Consider the following 26,850-nt stretch of genomic DNA (forward strand, 5'->3'; position numbering starts at 1 on the left):
AGCTGCTTCGCGCATGTGTGGTCGCGCCTGCGTACCGGCGGGGCGCTCCGTCGGATTCCGGCTGACCGTTCGGCCCGCGCCGCCATGGGGTCATGGGGCCATGGGGTGCTGGCACCCAGGCGCACAGGGAGGTTTGCCCCACCCTGATCGGGGCCCTGACCCGACTGTTTTCCTCCGCTCCTCGCACCAGCATGGAGGGCGATCGGCGATCGCCTTCATGACGGACTCACGACCGGCCCGCGGCACCCCCGCGGGCCGGTCGTGTGCGAGGAGAGGAATGCTGCATGCCGCGTCCCACGACAAGAGCGGGTGCCGGAGCATGAGCCTGGACGAACGGTTCCGCCCCCGTACCCGGCGGCCCGCATCGGCAACCGGTGATCGAATGCCGACCTCCGGAAACGTCACGCAAGTCCCGCGTGACCGGGCCATCGACGGACTGCGGGCACTGGCGCTGCTGGCCGTGCCCACCGGGCACTGGCTCGTCGGCGGGTTCGTCCGCGACGCCGACAGTTCGCTGCACAACGCCAGCCCGCTGTCCGCGTTCGCCCCGCTGGCACCGATCACCTGGGTGCTCCAGATGCTGGGCATCTTCTTCCTCGTCGGCGGCTACGCCTCCGTGCTGTCCTTCCGGCGCGCCACCGAGCGGGGCGCGACACCGGGCGACTGGCTGCGCGGCAGGCTGGCCCGGCTGTTGCGCCCGGCCGTCGGCGTCACCGCCGTCTGGGCCGTACTCGCCGCCGTCCTGTACGCGGCCGGGGTACCCGTCACGACGCTGCACACGGCCGCCACCCTGGTCGTCCAACCACTGTGGTTCGTCGGTGTGTACGCGGTGGTGACGGCGCTGACGCCGTACTGCATGGCGGCCTCGCGGCGGCTCGGGGGCTGGGCGGCGGCACCGCTGGCGGCGGTCATCGCCGTCATGGACTTCCTGCGCTACGGCCCGTACGCCGACTCGATCCCGTCCTGGGTCACACTGATCAGCCTGATCCCCGGCTGGCTGTTCGGCTACCAACTGGGCGTCTCCTGGGGCGAGAAACGGCTCGGCAGGCGCGGCGCCTGGCTGCTGTTCGCCGGTGGCACGGCGCTGTTCGCGCTGCTGCTCGTCGTCTTCCACTACCCGGCGAGCATGGTCGGCGTCCCCGGGCAGGACCGTACGAATTCGCATCCGCCGTCGTTGCTCGTGATCGCCCTGGCCGCGGCCCAGTCCGGCGCGGCGATCCTGTTGCGCGACCGGATCGCGGCGCTGCTGCGACGGCCCGCGCTGTGGGCGCCGGTCACGGCCGTCAACCGGTCCGCGATGACGATCCTGTGCTGGCACCAGACGGCCATGCTGGCGATCGCCGTACCGGCTTCCTTCCTGAGTACGACGGTGCAGGGCCTGACGACCTCCCCGGACTTCCCCGCCTGGATGGCGACCCGGCTGCCGTGGCTGCCGCTCTTCGCCGTCACGCTCGTGCTCATCGCGCAGGTGGCGCGGCGGCTGGAGATGCCGTGGACGGGAGTGTCCCAGGGGCGGCGGGTGTGTGCGGGGGTGCTGGCGGTGGGGTTCGCGGCGTTCGCGCTGCGGTTGACGTTGGTGTAGGTGATACCTCCGGGGCCGCCGGTGTAGCCGGAGAGGCGCGGGAGGAGAAGAAGCGGAAACGGGAGGCACTCGCTCCAGGTGGAGCGGGCGCCTCCCGTTTTGCGCGCGAGACTTATGGCGTTGTGCACGGGCCGTCGGCCGGCTCCGTAGTTGGCCGGGCCGTCCGGGCTCAGTCGCCCATGGCCTCCGCCAGGCTGCGGGGCCGCATGTCGGTCCAGTGCTCCTCGACGTAGTCCAGGCACGCCTGCCGGCCCTCGGGGCCGAAGACGTTCTGCCAGCCGGCCGGGATCTCCGCGAACGCCGGCCACAGCGAGTGCTGGTTCTCGTCGTTCGTCAGAACGTGGTACTGCGCCTCCGGGTCTTCGAAGGGGTTCGTCATGCGGGTGCCTCTCGGTGAAGGAGTTACCGGTGAGATTTGGATTATGCGGGAGGAAGGTCCGCTTCCGAAGAGCCGAAGAGAGATTCGAGAGGATTTGGGGAGTTCGGGGCCGGGGAGGGCGCTCCCCGGCCTGCCCGCCTCCGCCCGCTTCCGGTCGCCTCTGCCCTCCGCTGCCCGCTTCCGGTCGCCTCTGCCCGCCGGTGCTCTCCGCGCCCGCGCCGCCGCTCGCCCTTACCCCGTCCTCCGTCCCCCTTCCGGCGCCTGGCCCCGCCTCGTACCGCCGTACCGCCGCCCCCTCACCCCTTCCCCGCGCCCGCCGGATGGCGCATCCGCAGGGCGGGCCCCAGCGGCAGCAGCGTGCCCGCCGCGACCGTCGCCGCCACCGCCGCCACGATCAGCCCGGCCTGTGCGGGCGGCAGGTACGGCAGTGCTCCGGTCCGGGGCAGACTGAGTGCGGTCAGCGGAATCGCCGCGACCACCGCGCCGACCACCAGGCCCGCGATGCCCACGACGGCCGCCTCGATCCCCAGCATCCGCCGGACCTGCCGCCGCCCCGCGCCCACCAGGCGCAGCAGCAGGATCTCCTGGCGGCGGCCGATCATGATGAGGGTGAGGGTGCTGAGTACGGCGATGACGGTGAAGCCGCCGATCACACTCACCGCGACCACGGTGATCACCTGGCCGACGCCGTGGTCCTCGGTCTGCTGCTGCTCGCCCGCCGGGTCCGTCACGACGCGTGCGCCCGTGGCGGTGTCCGCCAGTACGCGCCGTACGTCCGCAACGGTCCGGGCGCGGGCGTCCGGCCCTGCGCCGGGATCGAGGCTCAGCAGGATGCGGCTGTGCAGTGGCGCGGCCATGTGCGGCGCCAGCTCTTCCGGCGCGAACAGGAAGTCGCCCAGGGCCGGCGAACGTTCGTAGATGGCCGCTACGCGCAGCGGGACGTTGGCGCCGTCGCCGTACCGCAGTGTGACGACGGACCCGATACCGAGCCCCAGTGACCGCGCCCGGTCCTTGCCCACCGCGACCGTGCCGCGGCCCAGCTTCGCCGGGTCGCCCTCGATCAGGCCGGGGTCGAGTACGCGCGGCAGTGCCGCGGGGCTGACCGCGAGGACCGGCAGCCGGTCCAGCAGCGGATCGCCGAGTTCCGTGCGCGCGAGGACGACCGTGCTGTGCAGCACTCCCGACGCCGCCGCCACCCCCGGCACCCGCGCGACCCTGCGTACCGTCTCGTCCGTGATGCCGGGCCCGTCCGTGGAACCGGTCCCGTTGGCGCCGGATCCGTTCGTGGCGCCGGTCCCCTTCGTGGTGACGGCCAGGTCCGCGCGTACCGCTTCCTCGCCCTGCCTGCCACCGTGCCGGTCCATGGTGGCCCCGCCGGACAGCTGCACCACGACAAAGGCCACCATCAGCACGATCGGGGTGATCGCGGCACCCAGACGGCGCGAATTGGCGCGTGCCGCCGCGGCGGCCAGGAAGCCGCCCGGGCCGCCCAGCCGGCGTGCGGGCGCGCCGAGCACCCGTAGGGCACCACGGGCGATCCAAGGGCCGAGCAGCGCGCACCCGATCACCAGCGTCACCGCGGCGGTGCTGGCGGCCATCGCGGCCGCCTCGCCGAACTGGAGCACCGCCGTGCCCGCCGCGCCCCCGCCCAGGAACAGCATCACCAGGCCGGTGATGGTGCGGCCGCGCCCCGGCCGCGCCGGCTCGGTCTGCGCCTCACCCATCGCCTGCGCGGGGCGCACCTTGGCCGTACGGCGGCAGGCGAGGGTGCCGGCGAGCCACGCCACGAGCACAGTCAGGCCGGCGGTCAGCAGCGGTGTCGCGTACAGCCACCAGGGGGTGGGCAGTTCGAGCCCGTCCGGTACGGCTCCGTGGCTGCGCAGCAGGCTGAGGAAGAGTCCGAACACCGGTACCGCGCCGAGCGCACCGATCACGGCGGCGGCCACGGCGACCGTACGGATTTCCCGGCTCGCCGTCGCACGCAGTTGCCGCGGTGTGGCACCGACCGCGCGCAGCAGCGCCATTTCACGAGCGCGTTGGTGGACGGCCTGCGCGACCGTACTGGCGACCACGAGTACGGCGATCATCACGACGAGCCCGCAGACCGAACCCAGCATGCGCAGGAGGCCCCAGCGGCTGGGGGCCGCGTCCAGGAACTCCGGCTCTCCGCGACCGTCCCCGGTCAGCACGCGCAGCCCGGTGTTGTCGTCCTTGTAGCGCTGCCCGGCGGTGGCACTACGGGCGGGCTCGGCCCCGTCCAGGGCCTTGCGCACGGCAGCGTAGACCTGCTCGTCGCTCACCCCGTCGGCGGCGAGCACGCCGATGGCATCGGTACTCGCGGGGTGTCCCGCCAGTTGCCGCGCCCGCTGGTCGGTGAAGAAGACGGCGCCCTGGTGTCCCAGGCCGGTGCGGTCCCCCTGTCCTTCGGGCGCCGCGATACCGGAGACCCGGTACGTCTCGGGAGCGCCGAGCGACTGCACCGTGACCTCGTCGCCCACGCGTATGCCTGCCTGGTCGGCCAGGTAGCCGTCGAGGACGACCTGCCGGGCGCCGGTGGGAGCGCGCCCTTCGCGCAACGTGAAGGGAGTGAGCGCGGCAGCCTGCCATGAATGTCCGTACATTTGAGAGCCGTTGGGGCCGGAAATCGCGCTTGGTGTCAGGGCGGGGGTGTGGGGCTTTCCGGCGGCACCGGTTTTCCCAGCTGCACCACCTTCTCCGCCCGCATCGCTTTCTCCACCTGCACCGTCTTCTCCAGCCGTACCGTCTTCTCCAGCCGTACCGGACTTCCCCTCCGGCCCGCGCTTCCGTGCCACCGCGACCGGGAAGGCGTCATCCGCGATGGCCGCCCGTACGCCGGGGACGGCGGCGATCCTGGGCAGTACCGAGCGCGGCACCCGTACGCGTTCCGTCAGCTCGGACGAGACCGACTGGGTCTCGCCGCCCCAGGGCTTGGCGGTGTAGTGGGTCGTCTGGTCGCCGGTGACGACCGCGGCGGCGCCCGCGTAGCGCTCCACCCGCGCGTGGCCGGCCACCGCGGACACCATGGCGAGTCCAAAACCGCCGAGCACCAGCGAGGTGAGCACAAGTACCGCGAACACCGCGCTCCACGCCTTGCGGTGCCGCTTCATCGAGCGGCCGGCCAGGAATCGGGCGGTACGGCGGGTGCGCTCGGGACCGCTGTCGGCAGTGGTACGGGTGGGGCGCGACGCTGCCGTACGGAACCGACCACCGCCACCGGACCTGTCGCCGCGTCCATCGGCGGCGCTCTGAGGGGCCTCCGGACCGTGCGTACTGCTGCCCTGCGTCAGGTTCTGCACGCCGTCACCACTCCCTCAACCGCGTCATCGTCTGCTTGACGCTCTCCGGGTCGGGGCGGTCCAGCAGGCCGACGAGACGGCCGGCGTCGATGAACAGCGCCCGGTCCGTCCAGGAGGCGGCGACCGGGTCGTGGGTGACCATCACCACCGTGTGTCCGGCGCGGTCCACCGCCTCGCGCAGCAGAGTCAGCACGTCGACGGCGGTGACCGGGTCGAGGGCGCCGGTCGGTTCGTCCGCGAAGATCACCGCGGGGTCGGTGACCAGCGCCCGGGCGATCGCCACCCGCTGCTGCTGCCCGCCGGAGAGCAGCAGCGGCGAGTCGTCGGCCCGGTCGGCCAGCCCCACCGAGTCCAGGACGCGCAGCGCGCGCTCCCGTACGTCCCTGCTGTCCGGCGCCTCGCCGCCCAGCAACAGCGGCAGCGAGGCGTTCTCGACGACGGAGAGCGAAGGCACCAGGTTGAGCGACTGGAAGACGAAGCCGACGCGCTCGCGGCGGAGCCGGGTGAGCGCGTCCTCGCCGATCCGGGACAGGTCGGTGCCGTCGATCCGTACCGTTCCGGAGGTCGGCCGGTCCAGACCGGCGGCGCACTGGAGGAACGTCGTCTTGCCCGAGCCGGAGCGGCCCATGACGGCTATGAAGCTGCCGCGTGGGACCGTGACGCTGACGTCGTCCAGCGCGGCAACGGTACGGGCGCCGCGGCGGTAGGAGCGGGTGACCGATTCCAGTGCCAAGGCGACGCCGGGGTCGGAGGCCGTGGGGGCTGAAGTGGCTGATGGGTCCGGAGGAGGTGCGGTGGTCGCGGTGAACTCAGCGGCCACAGTGGAACCGGGTGCGGCGCCCCGGGCCGTCGTGCCCCCGCTCCGCCCCGTCCGGGGTGAGGTCGTGTCGCCCGCCGCACCGCCGCGTTCCCGCGGCCGAAGCCTGATCATCCCGAATGCCCTCCGGCCCTTCCGCCCGATGTCTTGCCTGGTCGGACGCTACGGGCGCGGGTACGGCGAGGACGATGAGGCCGGCCCCCCTTCTCGGGGGACAGTCAGCGACACCATCGGAGGGGGGCCGGCAGCACCGCGCGAAAAGCACAGTGCCGGTTACCGTGATCTACGTCTGCGTGCCGGTGCTGCTTGCCGGAGCCCCAGAGGGTGGCCGGCCCCGGCGAACAGCCGCCCCCGACGGGTGCAGGACACGAACGTGAGCCGGCCCTGGACGTAACGCCGCCCGGCACGCGGCTCAGCGCACCGCGAGCGAATGCAGGTAACGCATCAGCGTCATCAGTACGTCGCGGCTGGAGGCCCGCAGCCGGGCGTCGCAGTCGACGATCGGCACCTCCGGGGGCAGGTCGAGGGCGCTCCGTATCTCCTCGACGGGGTGGACGGGTGCGTCCGGGAAGGAGTTGATGGCGACGACGAAGGGGACGCCGCGCTCTTCCAAGCGCCCGATGACGTCGAAGCTGACCTCCAGGCGGCGGGTGTCGATGAGGACCACCGCCCCCAGCGCGCCGTCGAACAGTCCGTTCCACAGGAACCAGAAGCGCTGCTGGCCTGGTGTACCGAACAGGTACAGCACCAGTTCGTCGTTGAGGCTGATGCGGCCGAAGTCCATCGCGACGGTCGTCGAGGTCTTGCGCTCGATGCCGACGATGTCGTCCACGCCGACACCGGCCTGCGTCATCGTCTCCTCGGTCGTCAGCGGGCGGATCTCGCTCACCGAGCCCACCAGGGTCGTCTTGCCGACCCCGAATCCGCCCACGATCACCACCTTGACCGCGGCGGCGGCCGTCTCGGGCAGTTCGTCCTCGCTCCGCGGCCCCAGGGCGGGGCGCTCGACGAGCGTCTCAGAGCTTTTGAAGTCCATGGATCACCGCCTCAATCAGGGCACGGTCGGGAAGTTGGGCGGGCGGCACGGGCGCGCGTGCCACCACCCGCCCGTCGGCCAGCAGGTCACCGAGCAGGACGGTGACCACGCTGACCGGCAACTGGAGGTAGGCGGAGAGTTCCGCCACGGACAGCGGGGAGTGGCACAGCCGTACGATCGACGCCTGCTCCGGCTGCATGCCCGGCCTGGGGCCGGTCTTCGACACGATCAGCGTGACCAGGTCGAGGGAGGTGGTGTGGCCGGAGGCGCCGCTGCGCCCGCCGGTGATCACATAGAGCCGCTCGGGGCTCTGATCCTCCCAGTCCTGGTCCGCTCCGCTCATGCCGTGTCCCCGCTTCGCCCCGCCGTGCCCGCGCGCGGCCCCCGCCGCCTGCCGATCCGCTCGCCGCCCCGGCTCATGCGTCCTGTCCGTCGTGGCGCGGTGGGCTGCTGAGGTGCTCGCCGATGCGGGCCACCAGGTCCCGCATCCGCTGCCCTATCAGCCCGGCGTCCACACCCTCATCGGCCAGGACGGCCAGGTAAGCGCCGGCGCCCGCCGCCATCAAGTAGAAGAAGCCACCGTCCAGTTCGATGACGACCATGCGCATCCGGCCGTCGCTGTGCGGGAACTCCGCGGACACCGCGCCCGCCAGGCTCTGCAGGCCGGCGCAGGCCGCCGCCAGCCGGTCGGCGGTATCGGTGTCCGTACCGTACTGGGCCATGCGCAGGCCGTCCGAGGACAGCACGACCACGTGACGGGTCTGCGGAACGCTCTCCGCGAGATCCTTGAGCATCCAGTCCATGTTGGGCCGGTGCTGAATCATGGCTACTCACTCTTTTCCGACGACTCGTCACTCTTCTCACTGGCTGCACTTGCGGCACTGACTGAAGTCCCCGTACCGGCCGCGGGGGCCGGGTTGCCGGTCCGGCCGGTGGCCGGGCCGGACTGCTCGGCGGGCAGGCCCGGGTACGCGTGACCTGGCCGGCCGGGCAGATTCGTTTGTTCGGCCTGGTCCGGCTGACTCGGCAGATACGTTTGCTCCGCCTGTTCCGGCTGACCCGGCAGATACGTTTGCTCCGCCTGCTTCGGCTGGTCCGCCTGTTCCGACGGCTGCTCTGCGCGTCCCGTCTGGCCGGCGCCCTGCCCGATCTGGTCGGCGTCCTGCCCCGCCTGACCGGTGTCCTGCCCGGCCCGGCCGGTGCTCTTCCCCGCCTGGCCTGTCCGTCCCGTCTGACCGGCAGTCTGCGCCGACTGACCCGACTGGCTTTCGCCCGAGAGGCCGCTCTGGAAGGCGGCGAGCCACATACCGGGCTGCACCTGCGCGGCGTCCTCCGTCTCAGCGGCGGCGGAGAGGGAGGAGGCAGTGGCGGGAGCCGTGGGCGCGCCGGGGACCGCCGGGGGCACGGGCGCGGTGACCCGGGACTTGCGGCGCCGCTGCGGCAGCCCGTTGGCGGTCCGCTCGGTCACGACGGGAAGATCGTCCTGTGTCTCCTCCCGGACGTCGTCCCGGAGCTGCGGGGGCACTGCCGCGGCGGCCGGGGGCATGGACGGCGCGATCGGAGCCGACGCCGGAGGCTGGATCCGAGCCTGGGCCTGCGCTTGGGGCAGCGCCTGGGCCGGCGATGCGTCCCGGGCCGGCGCTGCGTGCCGGGGGCCGGTGACCTGCGGGCGAGGGCCGGCGGCCTGCGCGGTCCCGTTCACCTCGCGGCGTTCCGTACGGGCCGTACGCGGGCCGGAGGACGCACCGATGCCGTGCGCACGACCGGTCGCGGCGGCCGTGGTGATCAGGTCCTGCGGAACGATCAGTACCGCGCGCACCCCGCCGTACGCGGAAGGCCGCAGCGAAACCTGGAACTTGTACGCCTGCGCCAGCCGGCCGACCACCGCGAGACCGAGCCGCGGGGTCTCGCCCAGGTCGTTGACGTCGATGCCCTGCTGCGCCTGCTGAAGCATCCGCTCGGCCCGCTTGCGGGCCTCCTCGCTCATGCTGACGCCGCCGTCCTCGATCTCCACGGCGATGCCGGACTGCACCTCGACGGCGGTCAGGTGCACCCGGGTCTGCGGCGGGGAGTAGCGGGTGGCGTTGTCGAGCAGCTCGGCGAGGGCGTGGATCAGCGGCTCGACGGCGGTGCCGACGACCGCGACCTCCGACACGGAGTGCAGCTCGACGCGCTGGTAGTCGATGATCCGGGACATCGCGCCACGCAGCACGCTGAACAGCGGAACCGCACGGCTCCATTGGCGGCCCGGGCGCGCGCCACCGAGGACGGCGATGGAGTCGGCGAGGCGGCCGATCAGGGCCGTACCGTGGTCCAGCCGCAGCAGGTCGCCGAAGACGTCCGGGGACTGGCCGTGCCGGTCCTCCATGTCGCGCAGTTCCTGAGCCTGTTGATGGACGATCGCCTGCACGCGGCGGGCGATGTTCACGAAGGCGCGCTGGGCGGACTCACGCAGGTCCTCCTCGGCGACGACGGCATCGAGGACGGAGCGCAATACGGCCTGGTGCGCCGCGGTGAACTCGGGCGTCAGCCCCGCCTCGCGCGCCTGCTCCGCCATCTGCTCGGTCATCGCGGCGTGCACGTCTTCGGGGAACTCGCCGTGTCCGAGCCGGGACACCACCTCGGGCAGCAGTTCCTCGGCCAGCCGTACCGTTTCGGCTTCCTGACGGTCCAGTGCGGTCTGCTGTGCCGCGGCCCGCTCACGCAGCGCGGCGAGCGCCTGGCCGCGGCGGGTCAGCTCGGCGGTGACCAGTGCGACCGCCATGGTGGCGACCGCTCCGATCCAGATCACCGGCGTACTCGCCTGCGAGGGGACCATCGCCGTGGCGACGGCCGCGGCGACGGCGGTCACCGCAGTGGGCAATATCCACGCGAGAACCGAGGCGGGACGCGGCCCCTCGGGCGACGATCCTTCCCGAACCATCTGCACCCTAAAACCCTCAAAACATCGACAGATCACAGGACGTCTAGCGGGCCCCAGCTCCCCGTTCGGCGCCGCCACAGAGTGACCTGCGGTAACTGCCTTCATACACTGGGCCGGTAGTAGCATAACCGCCCTTGATCAAGGACTGACGCCAGGTCACCACTCGTCCCGCTCGGGCAGATCGGACCACTCCGCCAGGGCCGTTGGGCCCGTGTCGACAGCGTGGACGGACCATTTCCCGCGGACGTCCGGCAAGCGAAAAATGCCACCAGCAAATGTACGGACAAGTTGGTGACGCGCGTCGTGAAGCGTCTCTTTGACGGGTCTCGATGATGCGCCTCGATGACGGGTCTCAATGACGGTCTCGACGAGACTTCGGCGACCGCCCCAGCTACCGCCCCAGCGAGCCCCATCAGAGCAACGACCACAACAACGGATAACCACCCCGCCCAACCGCGCCCCGACCCCACATCCCGAGACCGGCCCTTGACGCAATGCCGCAAACTGCAAGCCCCGGCCGCTCGGACACCAAGCGAGCCGACAGCGCTTCGCAGTTCCTGCCCGGCCGATCATGCGCCTACTAGGCTGCGGCGATGGAACACGTAACCGGCGCACCTGAGAACTCCGCCCAGCCTGCAAGTCCGGCCAAGGCGAATGACTACGACAGCTTCGCCGAGGCCTACTCGGCGGAAGCCGAGAACAACCTCGTGACCGCGTACTACGCGCGGCCCGCGATGTCAGCCCTCGCCGGAGACGTGTCCGGCCGCCGAATTCTGGACGCCGGCTGCGGATCAGGTCCCCTGTCCGCAGCTCTGCGCGACCGCGGGGCCATCGTCACCGGCATCGACGCCAGCACCAGAATGCTGGAGCTGGCCAGGCGGCGGCTCGGTGACGACGTAGCCCTGCATGCGGTTGACCTGAGGGACCGCCTGCCGTTCGCCGACGGCGCGTTTGACGACGTGGTCGCGTCGCTGGTCCTGCACTACCTGGAGGACTGGGGGCCGACGCTGGCGGAGATACGGCGAGTCCTCAAGCCCGGCGGCCGGCTGATCGCGTCGGTGGACCACCCCTTCGTGGCCTACACGATCCAGGAGCCTCGGCCCGACTACTTCGCGACCACCAGCTACACCTTCGACTGGACATTCAACGGGCAGTCCTTCCCGATGAAGTTCTGGCGCAGACCGTTGCACGCGATGACCGATGCGTTCACCACCGCCGGCTTCCGCCTTGCCGCCATCAGCGAGCCGCAGCCCGACCCGGCCGCCCGCGAACTGTTCCCCGACGGCTTCCACGACCTCGCGACCAAAACCAACTTCCTGTTCTTCGTCGTCGAGGTACCACCGTCGGCTGCGGGCTCGGACGACTAGCCAGTCACGGACACGAGCGGAACTGGAGTCGGATCGGGACGGCGGTGACGGTGGCGGTGCCGTGGACCGCATGCAGGTGATGCGGGGGCGTTTGTCGGACCGCGCGGCCACGGCCCGGCCGTTCTTCGGGGCCCCTCCCCCCCCGCAGGGCATTGCGCGCTTCGATGGTCTGTTGGGTGGACGGGGCAGGAACTCGCCGGCCTTGCGTCCGCCCCCCTGACACTGTGTGACGAAAGGCCGCATCTGTTCCTCATGGCGCGCGAACACCTAAACATGGTCGCACCGGACGCGGCCAGTTCGCCCGCGAGGACGTACGCACCCACGACGGCCGCCCCGGTGCCCATGCCGCCGACGGTGGCGCCGTACGCCGCGTCACCGAGCAGAGTTATTCGCCCCGTGGACCAACGCGATACGTCCACCCGGCTGATGGCCTCGAAGTAGACACCATCCGCGCCCCATACGGTCCCTGTCAGCTCCTCCGTCCGCCAGCCGCCGCCTTCGTACGCTGGGCCCCCGCGCTCGCCGCCGCCGTAGCGTCCGCCGCGGCCGGCGGCTCTCGCGACCAGGCGCTCGAATTCGGCCTGGAGCGCATTCTCGACGGGTTGGAAAGCTTCATCTCCCGCCGCGCCGCCGAGCAGAGCAGCGTTTCGGGCCCGGAAACGCGTACCGAGACGGCGCCGCCCGGGCAGTAGGCCAGTCCCCTACGAGGCCATAGCCGTCAGAGTTCCTCGCCGGACAGCAGAGGTTCGAAGCGCTCGTAGGCGGCGTAGTCGCGGAAGTGCCGCGCATACAGGTCGGCGTCCTGGGTCAGGTCCTCTTCGAGCACCGCGCACACGTCCACCACGCGCTTGAAACACCAGGACACTGTCTCGCCCCGGTCGTTGAGGTAGCTGGTCTCCCGGGAGCGGGCGCGCCGTTCGGCGCGGCGCCGGGCGTCCGCCTCGTCCGCCGCGTATATGAGGACCACGCTCTCCTCGTACAGCGGATCGCTGCCGCCCGTGCCCGGCGACTCCATCAGCACCACAGCGATGTGCGGCCGCGGTCCTATGGCCAGACCGCCCTTCCGTTCAGCGTCGGTCGCCACGGCGTGCCCGCTGTCCTCTGCGGCCGAACGGCCGTGGGCGACGGCCCAGCGGCGCGGCGGCACGGATTCCGTACGTACCCGTTCCGCCGGTTGGAGGACCTTCGGGTTCAGCATGGGTGTCAGCTTCCGGCGCCGGATGTGGACAGGTCTGCGGGGGTGGGCACGGGCGCAGCCGGCGCCGGATCGGCCGCGAGCCGCAGTCCGGTCGCGGCGCGGCGGGCCGGCGGGGCCGTCGTCCCCGGTACGGGCAGGAGCGGCCCCGTATCGATCGCGAGCGCCATCCCGTACGGCATGATCGTTCCCTCCAGGTGCTGGTTACTCACCGTGACCGGCCTCGCAGCCGGCGCAATCATCTTCACCCGTTCCGGCGGTTACCGCACGTCGGCGCATCCGGCGACGTGCGGGTGGGAAGCCGCCGCGCCGGTTGCGGGGCAGTTGGGCGGTCCGGCGGTCCGCCTCAAGTGTGCCTCCCGCACACCTCAGAGCCGTACGGCCTTTCGCGGCTGTTCCATCGCCCCGGCCAACAGACCCTGCAACGACGCGAATTCGTCGACGCACCGGCCCGTGCCGTTGACCACGCAGTCCAGCGGATTGTCGGCGACCACCACCGGCACGCCCATCTCCTGGCGCAGCCGCTGGCTCAGGCCGCGCAGCAGCGCGCCGCCGCCGGTGAGCGCGATGCCGCGTTCGATGATGTCGCCGGAGAGTTCGGGCGGGCACTCGTCGAGCGTGCGGTGCACGGCCTGGACGATCGCGTCCACCGGCTCGGCGAGCGCCGAACGGATCTCCTCCTCGGTGATCTCCTGGATGCGCGGCAGCCCGCTGACGTGGTCCCGGCCGCGCACGGTGTACGACGTACGGCGCTCGGGCTCGCCCTCCTCGTCCACGTCGACCGGTGTCCAGGCCGCGGAGCCGATCGCGATCTTGATTTCCTCGGCGGTGCGCTCGCCGATCGCCAGCGCGTGCTTCTTCTTGACGTACGAGATGATCGCCGCGTCCAGCGCGTCGCCCGCGACCCGTACCGACTGGGCGGTGACGATGCCGCCCATCGAGACGACGGCGACCTCGGTCGTGCCGCCGCCGATGTCCACGACCATGCAGCCGACCGGTTCGGCCACCGGCAGCCCGGCCCCGATCGCCGCCGCCATCGGCTCCTCGATCAGGTGCACCTCACGGGCGCCGGCGCTGCGGGCCGAGTCGATGACGGCCCGCCGCTCGACGCCGGTGATCCCGGAGGGCACGCAGATCACCACCCGCGGCTTGGAGAAGCGGCGGGTGGGCAGCGCCTTCTTCATCAGGGCGCGCAGCATCTGCTCGGCCGCGTCGAAGTCGGCGATCACGCCCTCCTGGAGGGGGCGCATCGCGGTGATGCCGGACGGCGTGCGGCCGATGGTGCGTTTGGCCTCCGACCCGACGGCGATCACCTCGCCGGACGCGTTGACGGCGACGACGGACGGCTCGTTCAGAACGACGCCCTTGCCGCGTGAGTAGACCAGGGTGTTCGCCGTGCCCAGGTCGATGCCTATGTCGTACGTACCGGACGAAGTGCTGGACGCCATGGGAGGTTCGCTTGCTCTCTCTCGACTGGACGACAGGGCCCCGCAAGCGGGGCCCTCGAACAACGCGCCCCTGGGCGGCACGAGTGGCTCGCCGAGCCGGTCGGTGAGCGGAGCCCACCGAGCTCGTCAAGCTCGCCAATGGCGCCATTTGCGGGCAATTATCAAGACTACAGGCGCCGCCAAACGGTTCCGGCCCGGCGCTTTCAGCTCGGTGGGGAGGGCGGGGGCGGTTCGGAGCGGGGGGACGGGGAGGGGGAGGACGAGGAGAGCTGGGACGACGGTGAGGACGACGCCTGCCGTTCCCTTCCGCCCTCGGCGGTCCCCGTCCCATTCTGCTCCCTGGCCCCTCGGCCGGCCCCGGCCCCCCGAGCCGCCCGGTTCTTGCCGCCCGGCCCGCGGGACAGCGCCTCGGCCAGGTCGTCCAGCGCGTCCAGCAGCAGTTCGGCGCCGCGCAACGCGACTCCGCGGGTCTCGGACCGCGCCGCCCAGTCCTCCCATACGGCGCGCAGCGGGCTCCAGTCCAGGCTGCGCCGCTCCCGTACGGCTTCGACCGCGCGCGGCAGCGACTCGCGCAGTTCGTCGGTGAACTCCTGGGCGCCCAGTGAAGGGTCCGCCTCCTTGTCCGGAAGGTGGGCCTCCAGAACCATCGTCACCCGGCCCATGGTGGCCAGCGCGGACTGCGCCGACGCCGCCGCGCTCAGCGACAGCCCGCGGTGGCGCACCGGCTCCTTCTCGGCGCGCGATTCGCTCTCCTCCCAGGCGGCGCGGGCCGCACGGGCGTCCAGGAGGGCTTCGCGCACCTGGCGGGGACGGCGCTCGGCGGGCCGCGCGTAGCTGTCGAACACGGCGATGGCGTACCGGCCGTTCTCCTCCAGCCACTGAGCCAGCCGTTCGCGGAGCCGCGGGGTCTCCCAGGCGGGGAAGAGCGCGTAGGACAGCATGGCCAGGAGTCCGCCGACGAGGGTGAGGACGACGCGTTCCTGGACGGTCTGTTCCCAGCCGGCGCCCGCGATGCCGAGCAGGAAGACGACGTACGCGGCGACGCACGCCGAGGTCACCGAGACCCCCGTACGCATCAGCAGGTACATCGCCAGGACGCACACGATCGCCAGCGCCGCGCTCACATACAGGTTCGGGTGGGTGAGGCCCATGATCGTGCCGCCCACCGCGACCCCGACGAGGGTGCCGATGAACCGGGCGACGCCGCGCGAGTACGTCTGCCCGAAGTCGGGCCGCATCACCATCACCGAGGCGAGCGGCGCCCAGTAGCCGTGTCCGAAGGGCAGGGCCTGGCCGATGAGGTAGCCCGCGGCGGCCACCGTGCTGACCCGCAGCGCGTGCCGGAAGACGCGGGAGGACCAGCGGAGCTGGCGGCGTACGGCGCGCAGTGCCACCGGCACCAGCTTCGGCACGCTAGGGCGCAGCAGGTGCCCGCGCTCCGCTTCGGTGGTGGGCCGGGTGGCCTGGACGGGTTCGTCGGTGAATTCGACGGCGTCGGCGAGGAGCGAGATCAGCCGCAGCGCGGAACGCCGGGCGGCGCCGGTCAGCCGCGGTCCGTCGCCGTCCTGTGGCATTTCGAGGGTGGCCATCGCCTCGGGCGGCAGCCGTACGGGCCTGCCGCGCCGGATGGCGGTCGCGACGGCGTCCAGTACGGTGCCCGCCGCGCCGAGCAGTTCGCGCGCCCGGTCCCTTTCGGGCCCTTCGACGGGCACGCCGACGACCGGGTCGGCGAGCGAGGCCAGTACCGGCCTGACCTGTTCGGCCAGCGCCCGCGGGCCGTGCAGCTGGACCGGCCGGCGTTTGGCCTGACGCGGGGTCACCGCGGAGGCGAGGCGCGCGTTCATCAGCGGCTGCGGGTCGAAGGGGGCGACCGGGTCGTGCCGCAGCCGGCGCGCGTAGTCCGCCTCCGCGGCGAGCGCGTCGGCCAGCGCGTCACGCTGCGCGCCCCAGGGCCGTACGGGGAAGAGCACGATGAGCGCGGCCTGGACGAGACCGCCGAACGCGATGATGGCCGCGTGTTCCAGCGCGCCGAGGATGGAGGTCGGCAGGGTGACGGTGACGAGCATGACCGAGACGGTCTGCGTGCCGACCAGCCCGGAGACCGGCCCGACCGACCAGGCCAGGCCCGCGAGGAAGGTCCACAGGGAGAGCAGGACCAGGAAACCGACGATGTGCGCGGCGGCCAGGTAGCCGAGGAAGGTGGAGACCGACAGGCCGCCGGCGACGGCGAGGGCCAGGACGGGGCGCGGGCGCCAGCTGCGCTGGAAGGTGGCGATGCCGGCGGCGAACGCGCCGAAGGCCGACGAGACCGCGAGGGCGGGACTGCCGAGGTAGAGGCACAGCCCGATGACGATGGCGACGCCGACCGAGCCGCGGATCGCGATGAGCGGGGTGAGCTTGGCCTTTTCGATGGTCAGCCCGGAGCGGGCGGTCTTCATCAGCGCTCGCGACCAGGTCATGCCTTCGAGAATACGGATTCGGGGACGCCGAACCGGAATGATCGGCGCCGGTTCCGGGATGGATCGTGGGGGTGGGGGCGGGGCAGGCGCCCGGGGCGGTGGCAGCGGGGTGGTGGCGCGGGTGGCTGCGGAGGCCGGCCGGGTCCGCTTCTGGGGCGCACCGCGGGCGGCATCCGTTCTGGCGACACCCCAATCACCCCAGCAGTTCACCCCCGCAACTTCTTCCCCACTCCCCTTCCCCAGTGATTCGCCGTGAAAATCACGGTAAAGCCGGTTTCTGTGGCGGGTAAACCGCCCAGGTCAGCGGCCGGTCGGTCCCTGTGGGCCGGTTTCCGCGGGCAACCCGACCTGCCGCTGCGGGAAACCCCGGACCCGGTCGTTCCCTCTTGCTGACCAGCCGGATGCCCCCGGCCCGCTCAGCAAGGAGAAGGTCCCGTGCGCAAAGCCCTGCTCACCCCCGTGGTCGTACTGACCACCCTGGCCGCCCTCGCCGCCACCGCCGGCTGCGGCTCGGGCGGTTCCGACGACGCACCGGTGCGTTTCGGCGACACGCCGGGGTCCGGCTCGCACGGCGCCACCCGGCCGGGCCAGGGCTCGCTCGCCCAGATGCCCACCAACCCGATCAGCTTCAAGGAGCAGCGCAAGGTCGGCGGCGCCGGGAACGGCACCCCGATCGGCGTGGCCACCTACCACGGTCCGAAGTCCGGGTTCACCGGGAAGGTCTGGGTGTGGGCGCCGCCGGAGTACTACGAGAAGAAGAACGCGAACAAGGGTTTCCCGGTCCTGATGGCGCTGCCCGGCGCCGAGGGCTACCCCGTCAACTACTGGATCGGCGGCGACCTCAAGCTGGAGGAGAACCTCGCGCAGTGGTCGAAGGAGGGCAAGAGCCTGCCCTTCATCGTCGTGATGCCGGTGCTCAATCCCAACGCCAAGCAGTACTACGACGCCAGCGACATCCCCGGCCAGCCCAAGATGGGCACCTGGCTGAACGAGGACGTGCCCGACTTCGTCCGGCAGAACTTCCGTACGCTCAAGAGCCGGGACGGCTGGGCGATCATGGGGTCGTCGTCCGGCGGGTTCGCCGCACTGAAGAATGTTCTTCAGCACCCGCAGACCTTCAAAGCCGCTATACCGAGCGGCCCCGACATCGTGCCCGACTCACCACTGTGGCGCGGACACGCCAAGGAGGAGCGGGAGAACAACCCCGAGGTCCTGGCGCAGCGCCTGATCAACAAGGGCGGTCCCGAGGTCTACCTGGCCTTCCAGGACGGCTCCAAGGAGTCGACGATCGTGCCGAAGGTCAAGAAGTTCATCGCGCGGTACGGCCGCGGACCGGTGAAGACGCGGCTGCAGATGGTGGCCGGCGGCATGCACGGCGCCGACACCTATGTGAAGGGCATGGGGGAAGGCACGATGCAGTGGGTCAGCGCGCACATGCAGGGGCCGGCGGAGTAGCCCCGCTCTCCCCTGCGAGTGGAGTGGTCCTGCCTCTCCCCCGCGCCGCCCACCGCATCGTGTCCCCTCCTCCTCGTCCCCGTGCCTCACACTGAGCAGGAAACGTCCAGCAATTCGATGGGCCGCGTGGCGTCCAGGTCGACGTACGCGGTGAAGTGCTCCTTGCGGTTGCCGCTCCAGTACGTGGTGATGGTTGCCCAGCCGACCCTTGCGGACTGTGCGGTGGTGACCTTGCCGACGGAGATGTTGCGCGGCGAGTTCTGGGCACACAGCAGCAGGTCGTAGTCGGGTGTCTCGGCGGCCTTCTTCTTGAGCTCGGCGGAGACCTGGTGCTCGCGCTGCCAGGCGTTCGGGCCGTGCTTTCCGTAGAAGGAGGCCAGGAAGCGGCGGATCTCCTCGGCGGTGTAGCGGCCGTTCGGGTCGGTGCGCAGGTCTGCCCGGGACTTCTGTATGGAGGTGCTCGGGGCGGCGGCAGCCGGAACGGCGGACGCGGCGGTCAGGGTGAGGCCGAGAGCGACGGCGGTGGCGGTGGCGATGGCGGTGGTGCGCGAAGCATGACGGAGCATGAGATGTCCTCGACTTCCGACTTCTGTTCTTTGTGCGCATTGCCGGTCTTCACCGACTGAGACAACCGGGGCCGCCCCACGGTTGCGCGGCACCGCGCCACGTCACCCGGGCGGCCCAACGGTCCCCGCCGCCCGGGAACGCGACGGCGTATTTCCGCCGGTACCGGTCGGCCGCGGGCGCTTGGCTGGCGCCATGACACACCACGACGCGAGCACGCCCCCGTACGCATCCGGAGACGACAGCGCCCGCACCCGCGCCGTACTGGAGCGGTTCTACGAGGCGGAGCGCGCCTATGTCGCGGCGGGCGGTCCCGGCCGGGCGGATTTCTCCGCCCTCGCCGCCTGCCTGGCCCCGGACGTCGTCCTTCACCAGTCCCCCGGCCTGCCGTACGCCGGTGAATGGCGCGGCCCGGCGGGCATGGAACGGTTCATGGCCGTGATGGGGAGGCTCTGGAGGTCGATGGAATTCCTGGAGCAGCGGCAGTCGGTGGACGGGGAAGAGGTCGTCGTCACCAGCCGGGTACGGTTCACGGCCCGCGCCACGGGCCGTGTGCTGACCACCACGATCGTGCAGCTGATGACCGTACGGGAGGGCCGGATCCGCGAGGTCCGGCCGTTCTACTGGGACCCGGCGGCGGTGGCGGAGACCTGCGGCCGTGAGGCGGTCGGGGAAGTCTGCGGCCGTGGAGCGGAGGCCTGAACGGCCCGGCGATCGGCCATCCGGCCTGACCGGCGCCCCGCCCCGAAACCCTCCGCACCGCCTCCTACGACACGATGTCCTTCCTCCCGAACCCCCGGAACGCCAGCGCGAACAGCACCAACGCGTACGCCACCGACACCGCCGCGCCCTGGAGCATGCCCGTGGTGTCCAGCTGGGGCTGGAGGGCGTCGGCCCAGGCGAACTGCCAGTGGGCCGGGAGGAAGTCGCGCCACTGGTCCAGGGCGGTGACCTGGTCGAGCACATTGCCGACGATGGTCAGGCCGACCGCCCCGCCGACCGCGCCCAGCGGCGCGTCCGTCACCGTGGACAGCCAGAAGGCGAGCGCCGCGGTGACCAGCTGGCTGACGAAGATGAAGGCGACGGCCAGGGCGAGGCGGGGCAGGGCGTCGCCCGCCGCCAGCGCGCCGCCGGTGGGTAGTTGGAGCGGCCCCCATCCGTACGCGGCCGTGCCCACGGCGAGCGCGACCAGCGGCAGCAGCACCATCGCCGCCGCGCTGAACAGCAGCGCGACGGTGAGCTTGCTGAGCAGCAGCCGGGTGCGCGGGACCGGCGCCGCCAGCAGGTAGCGCAGCGAGGACCAGCTCGCCTCCGACGCGACCGTGTCCCCGCAGAACAGCGCCACCGGGACGACCAGCAGGAAGCCGGCCGAGACGAACAGCACGGTCGCGGTGAAGTTGGCCCCGGACGCGGTGGCGGTGTCCATCAGCGTGATCCGGTTGCTGCGGCCGCCCGGGTCGCCGCCGATCGCGAAGGCCGCGACCAGGACGAACGGCAGCACCGCCAGGATCGCCGCGATGACGAACGTGCGGCGCCGTTTGAGCTGGCGCAGCGCTTCGACGCGCAGCGGGAGGGTGCGGTGCGGGCGGTAGCCGGGGGCGTGCGGCGCGCCGGGTACGGACGCGCCCGCGGGCCTGCCGGGCAGCGGGGGCCGTCCGCCGGTGCCGGGCTCGGTGACGGTGGTCACCGGTCACCTCCGATCATGGTGAGGAAGGCGTCCTCAAGGCGTCGGTGGGGGCCGATGCGGGCCACCGGGATCTCCAGCCGGAGCAGTTCCGGCAGCAGCTCGGGCGTGCCGGTTGTGCCGTCCAGCGTGACGAGCAGACCCTCGTCGGCCCGGTCGGCGGCGGCCACGCCGGGCAGCGCGGCCACCTTCTCCAGGAGGACGTCGGACAGCGGCGTTCCGTCGGTCACCCCGACGAGCAGGGTGTCGCCGGTGCCGACGATGTCGGCGACCGGGCCCGCCTGGACGAGCCGGCCGCGGTCCATGACGACCAGATGCGTGCAGGTCTGTTCGACCTCGGCCAGCAGGTGGCTGGAGACGATCACGGTACGGCCGCCGGCCGCGTACCGGATCATCACGTCCCGCATCTCGCGGATCTGCGGCGGGTCGAGTCCGTTGGTCGGCTCGTCCAGGATGAGCAGGTCCGGCAGGCCGAGCATGGCCTGTGCGATGGCCAGGCGCTGCCGCATGCCCTGCGAGTAGGTGCGGACGGCACGCTGCAGCGCGTCGCCCAGCCCGGCGATCTCCAGGGCCTCGTCGATGTGCGCGTCCTCGGCCGGGCGTCCGGTGGCCCGCCAGTACAGGTCGAGGTTGGCGCGCCCGGACAGGTGCGGCAGGAAACCGGCGCCCTCGACGAACGCGCCGACCCGCGACAGCACCGGCGCGCCCGGCCGGATCGCGTGCCCGAACACGCGGATCTCACCGGCGTCCGGCCCGATCAGGCCCATCAGCATGCGCAGGGTGGTGGTCTTGCCCGCGCCGTTCGGGCCGAGCAGGCCGAGCACCTGGCCCTTCTCGACGCGGAAGGAGAGGTCCTGTACGGCGTACCGGTCGGCGGACCTGGCGTACCGCTTGGTCAGGCCGGTGATCTGGAGCGGGACGTCCGCGAGATCCGGGTCGGGGGCGCCGGCCGCGGTCCGCCGCCGGCCGACGAGCAGCAGGAGGACGGCGATGACCGCGCCGGCGGCGGGCAGCGCCCAGGTCCACACGGGCAGCGGTGTCGCGGCGCTCTCGACCGCGGGCGCGGTCGGCACGCTCAGTACGCCGTCACCCTCCAGGGAGGCGGTGTACGTGGCGGGCTCGGCGGGCGAGGCGTACGCGAGGTCCGTCGAGGAGAGGACCAGACGCAGCCGGTGCCCGGCCGCGAACTCGTGGTCGATGGCGGGCATCCGCAGTTCGACGCTCTTGCCCGCCTTGACGCCGGTGACGCGGTACGGCTCGGCGAGTCCGGCGGGCAGCACCGGCCGGCTGCTGCCGTTCGGTCCGACGTCGTACACCTTGGCGAAGACCACCGCCTCGTCGGTGGTCGCGCTGAGGCGTACGCGGGCCGTCGGCGCGCCGGTGACACGCAGCGGTTCGGTGAGCGGGCGCGATTCGAAACGGGCGTACTGCCCCGGGGAGTCGAGGGAAAGCCCGGCGCCGACGCTGGACAGGCTGTTGAGGGCACCGACGCCGGGCACCGTGGAGATGGACGGCGGGCTCGCACCGGCCGGGTTGCCGAAGCGCTGCTCGCGGCCGGTCAGACGGACCGGACGCGGATCGTTGGCAAGGCCGGGATAACCGTCGGCGCTCGCGCCGCGCAGCCGGGCGGCGCCGTTGGTGGAGTCCACGCCCCCGCCGCGGCTGATGCGGAAGGCGGGTCCGGTGTCCGCGTGCTCGTCGCCCTTCAGATAGCGGTCGAACCACGCCTTCGTACGGTCCGCGACGCGGCCGGACTCGCGGTCGCCGCCGTCGTGTCCGCCGGCGAGCCAGTCGACTGAGACGGGTGCGCCGTTCTTGCGGAGCGCCCGGTACATCGCGTCGGCCTGGCCGAGCGGGAACAGCGAATCGGTCCGGCCCTGCATGATGAGCGCCGGAACCTTGATCCGGTCCGCGACGGCGACGGGGCTGCGGGCTTCGAGCAGTTCGCGGGCGGCGGCGTCGGGCTTGCCGGAGACGGCGACCCGCTCGTACATCTCGCACAGCTGCCGCTCGAACCGGCCGCAGCCGTCGGCGGCGTCCCGCCCCGCGGCGCCGGAAGCGGATCTTCCGCTGCCGCCGGTACCCGGTCCGGTGCCGCTGCCGCCCTCGTCCTCACGCGCACCGCCACCGCCACCGCCGGAGGCGCCGTTCCCGGTCGCACCGTTCCCGGAACCGGCGTTCACGCCGCCCGTCCCGGCCGCATCCGTCGATCCGGTGGAGAAGAACATGCCGGCCCACAGCTTCTTGAACACGCCGTTGGGGAACAGCGCGTCGGCCAGATTCCAGTACGTGATCTGCGGGGCGATCGCGTCGACCCGCTTGTCGTACCCGGCCGCCAGCAGCGCGATCGCCCCGCCGTACGAGCCTCCGGCGACACCGACCCGTGGATCGCCCTTGCCGTCGAGCCGTACCTCGGGCCGCGTGGCCAGCCAGTCGATCAGCCGGCGTACGTCGGCCACCTCCCGGTCCGGGTCGTTCAGGCCGATCTTCCCGGTCGACTTGCCGAAGCCGCGCGCCGACCACGTCAGCACGGCGTACCCGTCGCGCGCCAGCTGCTCGGCCTGCGCGCGGACGGACTCCTTGCTGCCGCCGAAGCCGTGCCCCAGGAGGACGGCGGGCCGGGGGCCGGTGCCGCCGGCGGTGAAGAAGGACGTGTCGATCCGGACCTCGTCCTGGCCGGCCGCCGGTGCCGTACTGTCGCCGGCGGCCTCGCCTTCGCCGCCGCCACCGCCACCGCCACCGCCACCGGAACGCTCGGGCATGCTGAACGCCCGGTCCTCCCGGTGCACGGCGGGCGGATCGTCCGCGGCGACGGCCGCCCACGTACCGGACCCGGCGAGCACGGCGAGCACGGCCACCGTCGCGTACAGCCGCCGTCCGCGGAGTCGGAAAGTCATACCGTGAATCCTAAGGACGCCGCGCGGCGGAACACCGGGCCGCCGGGGCGAACCCGCGCACCTCCCCCGGCAGTACGGGCGCCGCCGTACATACCGCGCCCGCAGTACGCGCAACGCGCCCGTGCGCCCCGTGGCCCTCTGTACACCGCACAGAGGCGCCGCTACAAAAGACGATGTGGGGCGGGCCGGGTCGGCCCAGGGGAGGCGGCAATGCGCAGGATCGCCATCGTCGGCGCGGGGCAGGCGGGGCTGCATCTGGCCCTGACGCTCCTGGCCGCCGGTTATGACGTCACACTGGTCACCGACCGTACGGCGCGTGAGATCCGCACGGGGCGGGTGATGTCGTCGCAGCTGATGTTCGGCCCCGCACGCCGCCTGGAACGGGCCGCCGGACTGAATCTTTGGGACGCCGCCGCGCCCGGCGCGAGCGCACTGCGGGTCACGGTGTGGGACCCGCCCGGCAAGTCCGCGCTGACGTTCACCGGCCCGTTCGACGAACTGCCGCACTCCGTCGACCAGCGGGTGAAGATGGCCGACTGGCTCGTCCTGTACGAGGCCAGGGGCGGCCGCGTCCGGTACGGCCCCGTCTCCCCCGCCACGCTGCCCGCGCTGGCGGCCGAACACGACCTGACCATCGTGGCCTCCGGCCGCGGCGACCTGACCCGGCTCTTCGCGCGCAACGCGCTGTATTGCCCCTTCGACCGCCCGCAGCGCACCCTCGCCTGCGTCTACGTGCACGGCATCGCGGCGCCCGCCGACCACCCGGGCCCGCAGATGCGGACCAATGTGGTGGCGGGAGCGGGCGAGGTGTTCGTCCTGCCGGCGCTGACGACGGGCGGGCCGTGCGGCATCCTGCTGTTCGAGGCGCTGCCCGGCGGGCCGTTCGACTGCTGGCACGACCAGCCGTCGCCCGGCGGCTGTGTGGCCCGCGCGCTCGCTCTGCTGCGTACGTACGCACCGGGTGAGTACGAGCTGTGCAAGGACGCCGTGCCCACGGACGCGGGCGCGACACTGTACGGAGCGATCACGCCCACCGTCCGGCATCCGGTCGCCGAAGTCGCGCCGGACACCTACGTCCTGGGGATGGCGGACACGGTCGTCACCAACGACCCGATCACCGGTCAGGGGGCGAACACCGCGGCCTTCGGCGCGTCCGCCTACCTGGGCGCGATACTGGAGCGTGGCGACGCGCCTTTCGATCCGGAGTGGATGCGCGGGGCCTTCGCCGCGTTCTGGCGCTATGCCCGGCAGGTCACCGAGTTCACCAACCTGATGCTGGAACCGCTGCCGCAGCACGTCCAGCGCCTGCTGGCGGCTGCCGTCGACAACCCCGCCGTGGCCCACCGCTTCGTCAACGGCTACGCCGATCCCGCGGACTACCACGGCTGGCTGATGACGGCGGCCGACGCGGACGCCTATCTGGCCACCGCCGGCGCCAGGGTCTGACGCGTCACCGCCGGCGGTCCGCCGGCCTGCGGCAGGTGCCCGGTTGGGGGGCCGGACACCCGGCTCTCAGCTCCTGCCGGTCGGCTCCAACGCCAGCGTGAAACGTTTCTTGTCCTTGCGTGTCGCGCCGAACCGGTCGTAGAAGCGGATCGCTCCGGCATTCCAGTCGGGCGTGTTCCACTGCATCTCCGCCACGCCCAGCGCCTTGCCCTCGGCGATGACCGCCTCGACCAGCAGGGCGCCGAGCCCGAGGCCGCGGTGCTCGGCGCGCAGGTAGAGGCAGTCCAGGTGCAGGTACTCGCGGCCCTGCCAGGTGTCGAAGGCCGTCGCACAGGTGGCGTATCCGGCGAGCTCGCCGCCGGACAGTTCGGCGACCAGACAGCGCAGCCACGGCGGGCGCGCCCCGAAGAGCGCGTCCGCGAGCCGGTCCTCCAGATCGGCGGCGGGCGGCACGGCCCGCTCGTACGCGGCGTGCTCCGCGGCAAGCGCGACCACCTCCGCCAGGTCCGTACGCACCGCGTGGCGGATGACCGGGGCACCTGTCATGGGGCACCCGCCACTGCACGGAGCATCTTCACAGCACCCATGGGCTGTTGTTCGTCATTCATACGCAGCATCATGCGCCATCCGGCCCGAACGGTTCCCAGGTATTACAGCGGGTTTTCCGTGACGGCGGTGAACGGCGGGCCGCCGTCCCTCCTCGCCGTGGGCGGGCGAGGAGGGACGGGCCCACGCGGCGGCAGCCGACGGGGGCCGGTGCGGCGGACGACGTCACGAGAACATCGTCACGAGGACGTCGGGAAGCCCAGGTTGATGCCGCCGTCGGACGGGTCGGGCCAGCGGGTCGTGACGACCTTGCCGCGGGTGTAGAAGTGGATGCCGTCGTTGCCGTAGATGTGGTGGTCGCCGAAGAGCGAGTCCTTCCAGCCGCCGAAGGAGTGGTAGCCGACCGGCACCGGGATCGGTACGTTCACGCCGACCATGCCGGCCTCGACCTCCAGCTGGAAGCGGCGGGCGGCGCCGCCGTCCCGGGTGAAGATGGCGGTGCCGTTGCCCCACGGCGAGGAGTTCATCAGGGAGATGGCCTCGTCGTAGGTGGCCACGCGGACGACGGACAGCACGGGGCCGAAGATCTCGTCGCGGTAGGCGTCCATCTCGGGCGTGACGTTGTCGAGCAGCGAGACGCCGATCCAGTGGCCGTTCTCGTGGCCGGGGACCGTGTGGCCCGTACCGTCGATCACCACGTCCGCGCCCTGGGCCGCGGCGCCGGTCACGTACGAGGCGACCTTGTCGCGGTGGGCCTTGGTGATGAGCGGGCCCATCTCGGAGGCCGGGTCGTCGCCGGGGCCGATGGTCAGTGCCGCGGCCCGCTCCTTGATCTTGTCGATCAGCGGGTCGGCGGTGTCGCCGACGGCCACCACGACGGAGATCGCCATGCAGCGCTCGCCGGCCGAGCCGTATGCGGCGTTGATCGCGGAGTCGGCGGCCAGGTCCAGGTCGGCGTCGGGCAGGACCAGCATGTGGTTCTTGGCGCCGCCGAGGGCCTGGACGCGCTTGCCGTTGGCCGTGCCGGTGGTGTGGATGTAGCGGGCGATGGGGGTGGAGCCGACGAAGGAGACCGCGGCGATGTCCGGGTGCTCCAGGATGCGGTCCACCGCGACCTTGTCGCCGTTGACGATGTTGAGCACGCCGTCCGGCAGGCCCGCCTCGGCGGCCAGCTCGGCCAGCTTGAGGGCGGCGGACGGCACCTTCTCGCTGGGCTTGAGGACGAAGGTGTTGCCGCAGGCGACGGCCAGCGGGAACATCCACATCGGCACCATCGCCGGGAAGTTGAACGGCGTGATGCCGGCGACGACGCCGAGCGACTGTCGGATCGCGGCCACGTCCACGCGGGTGGAGACCTGGGTGGACAGCTCGCCCTTCAGCTGCTGCGGGATGCCGCAGGCCAGCTCGACGATCTCCAGGCCGCGGGCGACCTCGCCGAGCGCGTCGCTGTGCACCTTGCCGTGTTCGGCGGTGATCAGCGCGGCGAGTTCCTCGCGGTGCGCGTCGATCAGCTCGCGGTAGGCGAACAGCACGGCCGTGCGCTTCGCCAGCGAGCTGGTGCCCCAGGTGCGGTACGCCTCCTTGGCGGCGGCCACGGCGGCGTCCACCTCGTCCACGGAGGCGAAGGCGACCTGCTTCTCCTGGGCACCGGTCGCGGGGTTGTAGACCGGGCCGAAGGAGCCGGAGACACCCTCGACGGGCTTGCCGCCGATCCAGTGGTTGATGGTCTTCATGC

The 26,850-nt window shown here is 72.1% G+C and carries 20 protein-coding genes and 1 pseudogene; 5 read left to right on the forward strand and 16 right to left on the reverse strand.

What is annotated here, in order from left to right; all coding sequences use genetic code 11:
• The first annotated feature begins 382 nt into the window (after positions 1-382).
• Positions 383-1,582 (forward strand): acyltransferase, encoded by a 1,200-nt coding sequence (locus tag ACH4FX_RS09765; RefSeq protein ID WP_398476930.1) that lies wholly within the window; start codon positions 383-385, stop codon positions 1,580-1,582.
• A gap of 169 nt (positions 1,583-1,751) precedes the next feature.
• Here the strand turns inward: ACH4FX_RS09765 and ACH4FX_RS09770 are convergent, their stop codons facing one another.
• From ACH4FX_RS09770 to ACH4FX_RS09800, 7 genes and pseudogenes are all read right to left on the reverse strand, one after another.
• Complete coding sequence (locus tag ACH4FX_RS09770; protein ID WP_398476932.1) at positions 1,752-1,961, reverse strand: MbtH family protein; 210 nt, start codon at positions 1,959-1,961, stop codon at positions 1,752-1,754.
• Positions 1,962-2,257: 296 nt separating this feature from the next.
• The gene (locus ACH4FX_RS09775; protein WP_398476934.1) at positions 2,258-5,278 is read right to left on the reverse strand and encodes an FtsX-like permease family protein; all 3,021 of its coding nucleotides are present in this window, start codon (positions 5,276-5,278) and stop codon (positions 2,258-2,260) included.
• A 4-nt stretch (positions 5,279-5,282) separates the two neighbouring features.
• Entirely contained in the window at positions 5,283-6,011 is a 729-nt protein-coding gene (locus ACH4FX_RS09780; protein ID WP_398476935.1) for an ABC transporter ATP-binding protein, read from the reverse strand.
• Between the two features lie 496 nt (positions 6,012-6,507).
• On the reverse strand, positions 6,508-7,131 hold the full coding sequence (locus tag ACH4FX_RS09785; RefSeq protein ID WP_398476937.1) for a GTP-binding protein: 624 nt from the start codon (positions 7,129-7,131) through the stop codon (positions 6,508-6,510).
• Entirely contained in the window at positions 7,112-7,474 is a 363-nt protein-coding gene (locus tag ACH4FX_RS09790; protein WP_398476939.1) for a DUF742 domain-containing protein, read from the reverse strand. The genes ACH4FX_RS09785 and ACH4FX_RS09790 overlap by 20 nt, the downstream gene beginning before the upstream one ends.
• A 73-nt stretch (positions 7,475-7,547) precedes the next feature.
• Positions 7,548-7,955: a roadblock/LC7 domain-containing protein gene (locus ACH4FX_RS09795; protein WP_360122739.1), complete on the reverse strand. Its 408-nt coding sequence runs from the start codon at positions 7,953-7,955 to the stop codon at positions 7,548-7,550.
• 419 nt (positions 7,956-8,374) lie between these two features.
• Positions 8,375-10,054 (reverse strand): annotated as a pseudogene (locus tag ACH4FX_RS09800) (sensor histidine kinase); the annotation flags it as partial.
• A gap of 593 nt (positions 10,055-10,647) precedes the next feature.
• On the opposite strand from ACH4FX_RS09800, the gene ACH4FX_RS09805 reads away from it, so the two are divergent.
• Complete coding sequence (locus tag ACH4FX_RS09805; protein WP_398476941.1) at positions 10,648-11,421, forward strand: class I SAM-dependent methyltransferase; 774 nt, start codon at positions 10,648-10,650, stop codon at positions 11,419-11,421.
• 718 nt (positions 11,422-12,139) lie between these two features.
• On the opposite strand, the gene ACH4FX_RS09810 is transcribed toward ACH4FX_RS09805, so the two are convergent.
• The 4 genes from ACH4FX_RS09810 to ACH4FX_RS09825 form a co-directional block, all read right to left on the reverse strand.
• Complete coding sequence (locus ACH4FX_RS09810) at positions 12,140-12,619, reverse strand: DUF4288 domain-containing protein (protein WP_398476943.1); 480 nt, start codon at positions 12,617-12,619, stop codon at positions 12,140-12,142.
• A gap of 5 nt (positions 12,620-12,624) precedes the next feature.
• A complete protein-coding gene (locus ACH4FX_RS09815) occupies positions 12,625-12,828 on the reverse strand; it encodes a hypothetical protein (RefSeq protein ID WP_398476945.1) in 204 nt (67 codons plus the stop codon).
• A 156-nt stretch (positions 12,829-12,984) separates the two neighbouring features.
• Positions 12,985-14,064: a rod shape-determining protein gene (locus ACH4FX_RS09820; protein WP_398476947.1), complete on the reverse strand. Its 1,080-nt coding sequence runs from the start codon at positions 14,062-14,064 to the stop codon at positions 12,985-12,987.
• A gap of 203 nt (positions 14,065-14,267) precedes the next feature.
• Complete coding sequence (locus ACH4FX_RS09825) at positions 14,268-16,523, reverse strand: FUSC family protein (protein WP_398476949.1); 2,256 nt, start codon at positions 16,521-16,523, stop codon at positions 14,268-14,270.
• A gap of 435 nt (positions 16,524-16,958) precedes the next feature.
• On the opposite strand from ACH4FX_RS09825, the gene ACH4FX_RS09830 reads away from it, so the two are divergent.
• Positions 16,959-17,978: an alpha/beta hydrolase gene (locus ACH4FX_RS09830; protein ID WP_398476951.1), complete on the forward strand. Its 1,020-nt coding sequence runs from the start codon at positions 16,959-16,961 to the stop codon at positions 17,976-17,978.
• Between the two features lie 86 nt (positions 17,979-18,064).
• Here ACH4FX_RS09830 and ACH4FX_RS09835 read toward each other — a convergent pair whose 3' ends face one another.
• Positions 18,065-18,544, reverse strand: coding sequence for a hypothetical protein (locus tag ACH4FX_RS09835; RefSeq protein ID WP_398476953.1), 480 nt, complete (start codon positions 18,542-18,544; stop codon positions 18,065-18,067).
• A gap of 193 nt (positions 18,545-18,737) precedes the next feature.
• Between ACH4FX_RS09835 and ACH4FX_RS09840 the strand changes: the two genes are divergently transcribed.
• A complete protein-coding gene (locus ACH4FX_RS09840) occupies positions 18,738-19,244 on the forward strand; it encodes a nuclear transport factor 2 family protein (RefSeq protein WP_398476955.1) in 507 nt (168 codons plus the stop codon).
• A gap of 64 nt (positions 19,245-19,308) precedes the next feature.
• On the opposite strand, the gene ACH4FX_RS09845 is transcribed toward ACH4FX_RS09840, so the two are convergent.
• Positions 19,309-20,187, reverse strand: coding sequence for an ABC transporter permease (locus ACH4FX_RS09845; protein ID WP_398477062.1), 879 nt, complete (start codon positions 20,185-20,187; stop codon positions 19,309-19,311).
• Between the two features lie 38 nt (positions 20,188-20,225).
• Positions 20,226-23,123, reverse strand: coding sequence for an alpha/beta fold hydrolase (locus tag ACH4FX_RS09850; protein ID WP_398476957.1), 2,898 nt, complete (start codon positions 23,121-23,123; stop codon positions 20,226-20,228).
• A 210-nt stretch (positions 23,124-23,333) separates the two neighbouring features.
• Between ACH4FX_RS09850 and ACH4FX_RS09855 the strand changes: the two genes are divergently transcribed.
• Positions 23,334-24,569: a styrene monooxygenase/indole monooxygenase family protein gene (locus ACH4FX_RS09855; protein ID WP_398476959.1), complete on the forward strand. Its 1,236-nt coding sequence runs from the start codon at positions 23,334-23,336 to the stop codon at positions 24,567-24,569.
• A 66-nt stretch (positions 24,570-24,635) separates the two neighbouring features.
• On the opposite strand, the gene ACH4FX_RS09860 is transcribed toward ACH4FX_RS09855, so the two are convergent.
• Both ACH4FX_RS09860 and ACH4FX_RS09865 read right to left on the reverse strand, forming a co-directional pair.
• Positions 24,636-25,115 carry a GNAT family N-acetyltransferase gene (locus ACH4FX_RS09860; protein WP_398476961.1) on the reverse strand — a complete coding sequence of 160 codons (480 nt, stop codon included), beginning with the start codon at positions 25,113-25,115 and terminating at the stop codon, positions 24,636-24,638.
• Positions 25,116-25,354: 239 nt separating this feature from the next.
• Complete coding sequence (locus ACH4FX_RS09865; protein WP_398476963.1) at positions 25,355-26,848, reverse strand: CoA-acylating methylmalonate-semialdehyde dehydrogenase; 1,494 nt, start codon at positions 26,846-26,848, stop codon at positions 25,355-25,357.
• Positions 26,849-26,850: the final 2 nt, after the last annotated feature.

This window comes from Streptomyces sp. NPDC018019 (genome assembly GCF_044327805.1).
In the GTDB taxonomy this organism is placed as follows: Bacteria; Actinomycetota; Actinomycetes; order Streptomycetales; family Streptomycetaceae; genus Streptomyces.